This window comes from Shewanella sp. SM74 (assembly GCF_025653725.1).
GTDB classification, from domain to species: domain Bacteria; phylum Pseudomonadota; class Gammaproteobacteria; order Enterobacterales; family Shewanellaceae; genus Shewanella; species Shewanella oncorhynchi.
In genome coordinates, this window is the sequence record NZ_JAKKRZ010000059.1 from 1 (window position 1) to 6903 (window position 6903).

A 6903-nucleotide genomic window follows, 5' to 3' on the forward strand; every position below is an offset into this window, starting at 1 on the left:
TCTTTAGGTAAATCTCGCCAAGGGATACCTGTTCTAAGGCGGTAAAGAATACCTTCGAATGTTTGTCTATGTTCAGGTTTGTCATAAACACGGCCTGTGCTTTTCATTAAATGAAATAGCTTTTCCCAGCGTGCATCGGTTAGCATAAGTCTTGGCATGGCTTGAGGTTATGGTTACTTTTGGCGAAGCAAATTATAACGTCTTGCCATGCTGTCTAAAAATTACTCTCGAAAGATCAACAGACCCTAGTACGAAGAAACTATTAGAAACCCAGCTAACAACTCGGGCTATGTACGATACCTTGACTGGATTACCTAACAGGTTCCATCTCAAACAGATCCTCAATAGTGCCCTCGAAAAACTTAAAACTGATCCCCTCGCACTGGGCGCGTTGATGTTTTTAGATCTCAATGGTTTCAAGAATATCAATGACAGCTTCGGTCACTCCATGGGCGATAGAGTATTACAACTCGTCGCAGCCAGACTCGAAGCAGGTTGTATCGAAAAGGCCGATATAGCCCGTATGGGAGGAGATGAATTTACCTTAGTGCTGCAAGACTGTAGCTGTAAAGATGAAATTCAGCTGTTTGCAGAGCAGATTCTCAGCTTATTTGAGAGCCCCTTTGAAATTGAAGGCCAAAAGTTCTTCCTCGGCACCAGCATAGGCATCGCGCTATTTCCTACCCACAGTAACCAAGCGGGACAGCTGATTAGTCTTGCCGATACTGCCATGTATTGCGCTAAAAAGAGCTTACCGCATCTCGTGTTTTACGATAAGGAGATGAGCCTAGCAGCCGAGTTAAAATTACAGTTAATCAATAACCTAAGACATGCGCATAGCCTAAAACAATTCACTCTCGCTTATCAAGCCATAGTCGATTTACACACAAATCAAACTATTGCTGCCGAAGCCCTGCTCCGCTGGCAGAAGTCACCGACAGAATATTATGAAGCTGCCGACTTTGTGCCATTGCTTGAGGAAACAGGATTAATTGTCAGCATTGGCCAATGGGTATTAGAACAGGCCTGTGTACAAGCGGCCCTCTGGCGAGCACATTATCAACCCGACTTTAGAATTTCAGTCAATGTGTCACCACTGCAATTGGAACACTTAGATTTTATCGACCAAGTGATAAATGCCTTAGAAATGGAGAAGTTACCCGCTGAAGCACTGATTTTAGAAATTACCGAATCGGCATTGTTACGGCAACCGGAGCAAGCACGACTCACACTCAATCGTATCAAAGCGTTAGGTGTCAGCATAGCCATCGATGATTTTGGGACTGGGTTATCGTCACTCAGTCGCTTAGGGACTTTGCCAATAGACAGCGTCAAAATTGATGCCGAGTTTGCCTTGCGCTTAAACGAAGTCTCAGGACAAAAGCTCTGCAATGCTATAGTGCAACTCGCACAAGCACTCGACATTCACTTCGTCGCAGAAGGTATTGAAACTCAACAACAAAAAGACATAATGACAGATATGGGCCAAGGTTTCGCCCAAGGATTTCTATTTGGCTACCCGAGTTCAGTCGAAAACTTCACCCAAGCCTTTCTTGCGGAAAAACGCTTAGCCTAGAACAGATTTAGGACTGCCGATGTTCGCATCAGCTCGATAATCCGACTTGCGTACCAAATTAACGCTCTCAACGTTTACAACGGAAAACGAAAGATTCCGCTAAGGTTTTATCGAAATATTTTGATGGGTCGCGAACTAAGGGGAAAGATTTTCTTGCAGAAAACACCATATTTAAAGCTCGATAGCCCTGCCAGCACGCCATTTACTAATAGTAATGAATGGAATTACTCCCCTGCAAAGCAATTGGCTGGCAAAGCTATCTCATCATTTGCTGCGCAAATGAATCCTAGTTATTAAACCGTATTTCACATTAAGTTAGCGTGATCTGAATAAGATTTTGACTATTTTAATTCGTACGGAGTCTCAAAACTCAATAACTTAAAAGCACTAATTCATACTTAAAAAATCTAAGACTCAATAGCCTTAACCCCATCAACTATACCTTACCACTGGATTCATTTGAGTTCTGATAACGAACCTGCACTGTACTCGGCATCGCCTTAATCCGCAGTTCCACCATAGCATCAAATGCCATCATTAACGGCTGAACATCAAGGGTAGGATCGAGGGCGCTTAACATATAAGCGCAAGCTTCTAAGGTCGATAAACTATCGCTACGACTCGATTTACGGATCCGATAGCGCGATTCATAACCTTCAGCCAAATGCACCGCAGGATACTGGGTTAACCAAGGATTCAGCTGCAGCATTTTGAATGCCTTACGCCAAGTGCCATCGAGCAACAGCAATATACAATCAGGATTAATACGTTGCTGTTCAACACTTACACTTAACGCAGAGGGATAGACGAGATAAATCGGCATATTACACGCCGCTAAATATTCTCGTAAGCCTTTGAAATCAGACTCACTTTCACCCACATAAACTTGCGTTTTAGGTACAGCAAGACTTAATACCCGCACACTATTCTTCTTATGTTCGACTTCACTCGGGTGCTGTAAAACCACCAACTGAGTCATTGGAGAGATAGGCTGAACACTCGCACATAAGCAAGCATTTTGCGGATAACGACAGATAGAACAATAGTGACGAGACAAGCTTTACCCTCGTAGTGAGTTATTTTACGAGTATACCAAAGGATAAAAGGGTATAAGACACAACAAAAAATACCCACAGTTCGCGGTCAAACAAACTGTGGGTAAAGGGTGTACTCTGTAATTAATCAGTGCCGCGAACTAATGCTCGCCAACTAACTGCTCTTGGTGCCAGTGGTCGAATCGACTCAGCGCCATCATCAACAATAAACCGATAGAAAACACGCCCATGACGAGTGCCACTGCATAAGGTGCAGTTAAATTCGTTTGCTGTATAAGTCCAGCTAAAACGGATGCACCACTCATCTGAATAAAACCTAGCATAGCCGCGGCAGTCCCCGCTCGTTCACCGAAAGCTGACAGTGCCATACTCGTCGCAGGGCCGAGTAAGAAGGCAAATCCCACACATAACAACATCATAGGTAACATGAAGTTAAAAGCTGCTGCCATCCCTGTATTTGGACCAAACTGTTGGCCCGCCACTGTCGCCACTGAAGACAGAACGAGTAAGGACAGAGCCAAAATAACCGTTGGACGATTACCCAGTTTGCGAATGACGATCGGTGCCGCAAAACAGGCCACGATATTGAACACAGCATTGAGACCGAATAAACCACTAAACGCTAGCTCAGAAACCCCTAAATGCCCAATCAACCACACAGGCGCATAAGATACATAACTCAAAATAGCCGCCATAGCAGACATACAAGCAAAGGCATAAAACAAAAAGTGGGTGTTACCGAGTACAGGTTTGAATCTACCCCAACGGTAAAGTGGACCAGTAGTAACAGTGTTGGCTGGACGAGTCTCAGGTAAGCGATAACCGACAACGAGCATCATCAACATGGCATATAACGTCATGAAAACGAAGGTTGAACGCCAGCCGAATTGCATCGCTAACAAGCCACCTAAGGTTGGTGCTAAAGCTGGGATCACGCAAATCGCTCCATTTAAGTAACTGTAAATTTTAGCGCCTTCTTTTTGTGAGTAGCAGTCGCGCACCGCACTAAACACCACGATAGAAGTTGAACAGGCGGCTAAACCTTGCAGCACACGAGCAATCTGTAACCAATGAAACTCGATGGCCGCGGCAGCGAGAAGACTACTTGCGCCGTAGAGTAAGACCCCGAAAATGGCCACAGGACGGCGGCCATAACGGTCGGCTAATGGCCCAATCAACACTTGGCCTAAGCCCATGGCGAATAAAAACAATACGAGCGTGGATTGCACATCACTGGCAGATACGGCGAATTCTGTCGCCATAGTTGGCATTGAAGGTAAATAAATATCGATGGCTAATGGGCTGAGCAGCACCATAGACATCAGGATAGGTAACAGATTGCGCCGCATAAATAATCTCAGTTGATCAGGGAAAGGTATTTCAGTGGGCGCTATTTTAATTAACTCAAGGTATGAACAGAAATGGTATAATTTCCAAAGTAAATTTCCTCTGAGGAATATCTGTGAATATCGACAACTTAGCCAGAATCGATTTGAACTTGCTGGTCATACTCAAAGTACTGCTAGAGGAGCAGAGTGTCACTCGCGCAGCCAGCCGATTACATATAAGTCAGTCTGCCCTAAGTAAGAGCTTAAATCGACTCAGAGAAACCTTAGATGATCCCCTATTTCAGCGCACGGCACATGGCTTAAAACCCACCGCGCACGCCCTCATTCTTGGGCAAAAACTGCCGAATATATTGCAAGACTTGTATCAACTCACTCAGCCTCCGACCTTTAATCCTGCCAGTAGCAATCGACAATTTTCTTTTGCCATGGTGGAAAGCGCCTATGAAACCTTAATCCCATATTTTATCGGCCCTATGCTGACCACGGCACCCAACGTCAAACTCGACTCCTATGTCTGGACCGAAAAATCGATGCAGGATTTGCAGCAAGGGCAAATCGACTTTGGCATTTCAGGGCGGGATTTGCATCCACTGTCGGATTTTCAAGTGGATCGCTTGCCAGAAGGGATTGCCTATCAAACATTATTTACCGATCAACAAGTCTGCTTAGTGCGAGAGGATCACCCGCTGATGGCGGCGCTCACCTCAGAACAATGGAATTTACCCCTTTACCTCGATATGGCCCATGTGCAGGTTCGTTGTGAAGGTAGTGATTGGTGGGCACTGGATTACTTTCTTGCCGATCTTGGGCATAGACGCCGGATCAGCACGACTGTACCCGACTTTTATGGTGCCGCCAGCGTTTGCGCCCACAGCAATTTAATCTTCACTCTGCCTTCAAGCTTTGCCCGTCACGCCTGCCAACTTTATCCGCTCAAACAACTGCCACTGCCTTTCGAATTTATGCCAATGGCCTATGTACTGTTATGGCATCAAAGAAATGATGAAGATCAAGGACATAAATGGATTAGAGAAACCATTTGTCAAAGTGTGGCTAAGTTATTCAATCCCACAGAAATGCTTTAACACGACAAAACGGCCAGTAAAAAGCCCGACAAAGTAAAGGCTTTATCGGGCTAATATCGAGACAAACAATTAAGAATAGCGATTACAGAATAAATGTCGCGACTTGCGCATTCAGGTCATTAGCGCGAGCTTTTAAGCCCCTCGCCTGTGCCAAATCTGCCATGGCCGATGCGGTAATCTCATCAGTCACATCTTTAATCGCAACCGTATTCTGGGTTATTTCACCCGTCACTTGAGTCTGTTCTTCCGCTGCGGTAGCAATTTGGCCTGCCATATCTGAAATCACGTTGACCGCTTGCGTAATTTCTTCAAGGGCTTTCGCCGCCGCATTGGCATCTTCTACGCTATGACCCGCTAATGCTTGGCTGCTTTCCATCAAGCTGACTGCTCTAGCAGTAGTGCGTTGTAGCGTTTCAATCGTGGTATGTACTTCCTGAGTCGAATCTTGTGTACGACGTGACAGTACTCGAACTTCATCGGCAACGACCGCAAAACCACGGCCTTGCTCGCCAGCACGAGCCGCTTCAATAGCTGCGTTAAGCGCCAACAGGTTAGTTTGCTCAGCAATCCCTTGAATTGTCGCCAGGATGCTCGAAATAGATTTAGCATGACGGCTCAAGTCTTCAATGACATCCGTTGCTTGAGTCACTTCATCGGCGAGGGAATTAATCGAGTTACGAGTTTTATTGACTAACTCTTTGCCCTGTAAACTGCTCGCTGCAGACTGTTGAGCCGCTGTTGCCGTGTTCTCAGCATTGGCTGCGATCTCATTAGTCGCACTCGCCATTTCAGTTACCGCAGTCGCGACCATAGCGACTTCTTGCTGCTGACGTTGTAATTCCGCAACAGAAGTTTGCGTGGTGGCAAGACTACGTTCAGCATCGGCATCTAATTCATTCGCTAATTGGCGAATATGGCTGATCAGCTGATGTTGACTACCCACAAAGCGGTTAAAGCTGTCGGCAAGCACGCCCACTTCATCTTGAGTATCAACAGAAATACGTTGAGTTAAATCACCATTGCCATCGGCAATACGCGCAAGTGCTTGCGATACTCGACTCAGAGGACCCAGCAAGACACTTACTAGCCAAGAAATGGCTAATACACTTAAGATCAACACGAGTGCAGAAAGCCCAAACTGAGTGAGTAACAAGCTCGACAGTGGCGACTCTAGCGTTTCCTTATCAAGCACTAACACTAATTCCCAATCTGTATTAGGGATATCAACGCTCCAGACTAATTTGTCACGTCCTTCATTTTCAAAATACATAGGTAACAGAGTGCCCGCTGCACGGCTTTGTTCTGGTAAGTTGCGATTAAGCTCGTTATCGATTTCAGCTATAGGTTTCATCGTCTTAGCTTGATCTTTATAAGCGATCACTGTGCCGTCTTTGTGCATCATGATGGCATAACCGTTTGCCGGTAACTTCATGCGGTTGACCTCTTCGATAAGATTACTAATCGATAGATCTCCAGCAATAACTCCGCCTGCAACAGGCTCGGCCAAGGTCACCACTAAAATATTAAAAGCAGTATCAAGATAAGGTCGAGTAAATACACTTCCACCAGTTCGCATAGCCTCTTGGTACCCAGGGCGGGATTAAGCTTTGTTAAATCTCTTAACCAAAGAAAATATCGCTCCTAAAATCGCCATTCCATGCAGCTTTTCTTATCTTGGTTGGTTTGCTGGCTTTTAGCGGATGCTGCTCTAAAAGGTTCAGCACGATACGACGAAATAGCGCCATCTTCTTCGCGTTTTCACGGTCACCAATCCTTGAACAGTCTTCCCTAAAAGTGACGTCAAGCACCCAGTGTTGCAGGTTCTCGATGTGCCAATG

Annotated in this window: 5 protein-coding genes and 3 pseudogenes; 3 read left to right on the top strand and 5 right to left on the bottom strand. The window is 45.5% G+C overall.

Translation table 11 applies throughout. The annotated features are described in order from the left end of the window. Positions 1 to 158, bottom strand: a 158-nt coding sequence (locus L5M49_RS24520; protein ID WP_259573881.1) for a transposase, incomplete at its 3' end; no start/stop codon positions are given. Positions 159 to 238: 80 nt separating this feature from the next. On the opposite strand from L5M49_RS24520, the pseudogene L5M49_RS24525 reads away from it, so the two are divergent. Together L5M49_RS24525 and L5M49_RS24530 are read left to right on the top strand one after the other, a co-directional pair. Continuing rightward, positions 239 to 1576: pseudogene (locus L5M49_RS24525) on the top strand (putative bifunctional diguanylate cyclase/phosphodiesterase); the annotation flags it as partial. A gap of 123 nt (positions 1577 to 1699) precedes the next feature. Then, complete coding sequence (locus L5M49_RS24530) at positions 1700 to 1873, top strand: hypothetical protein (protein WP_263266967.1); 174 nt, start codon at positions 1700 to 1702, stop codon at positions 1871 to 1873. 139 nt (positions 1874 to 2012) lie between these two features. On the opposite strand, the gene L5M49_RS24535 is transcribed toward L5M49_RS24530, so the two are convergent. Both L5M49_RS24535 and L5M49_RS24540 read right to left on the bottom strand, forming a co-directional pair. Then, the gene (locus tag L5M49_RS24535) at positions 2013 to 2633 is read right to left on the bottom strand and encodes a tRNA-uridine aminocarboxypropyltransferase (protein WP_263147483.1); all 621 of its coding nucleotides are present in this window, start codon (positions 2631 to 2633) and stop codon (positions 2013 to 2015) included. 138 nt (positions 2634 to 2771) lie between these two features. Then, positions 2772 to 3980 (bottom strand): multidrug effflux MFS transporter, encoded by a 1209-nt coding sequence (locus L5M49_RS24540; RefSeq protein WP_113940291.1) that lies wholly within the window; start codon positions 3978 to 3980, stop codon positions 2772 to 2774. Between the two features lie 113 nt (positions 3981 to 4093). Here L5M49_RS24540 and L5M49_RS24545 point away from each other — a divergent pair, with 113 nt between their 5' ends. After that, positions 4094 to 5065, top strand: coding sequence for a LysR family transcriptional regulator (locus L5M49_RS24545; RefSeq protein WP_113940290.1), 972 nt, complete (start codon positions 4094 to 4096; stop codon positions 5063 to 5065). An 82-nt stretch (positions 5066 to 5147) separates the two neighbouring features. Here the strand turns inward: L5M49_RS24545 and L5M49_RS24550 are convergent. Next, a pseudogene (locus L5M49_RS24550) lies at positions 5148 to 6665 on the bottom strand (methyl-accepting chemotaxis protein); the annotation flags it as partial. A gap of 19 nt (positions 6666 to 6684) precedes the next feature. Next, a pseudogene (locus tag L5M49_RS24555) lies at positions 6685 to 6903 on the bottom strand (ISAs1 family transposase); the annotation flags it as partial.

Excerpts from the sequence above, each read along its gene's own strand:
- L5M49_RS24540 (WP_113940291.1), bottom strand. The coding sequence starts at position 3,980 with ATGCGGCGCAATCTGTTACCTATCCTGATGTCTATGGTGCTGCTCAGC.
- L5M49_RS24530 (WP_263266967.1), top strand. The coding sequence starts at position 1,700 with ATGGGTCGCGAACTAAGGGGAAAGATTTTCTTGCAGAAAACACCATAT.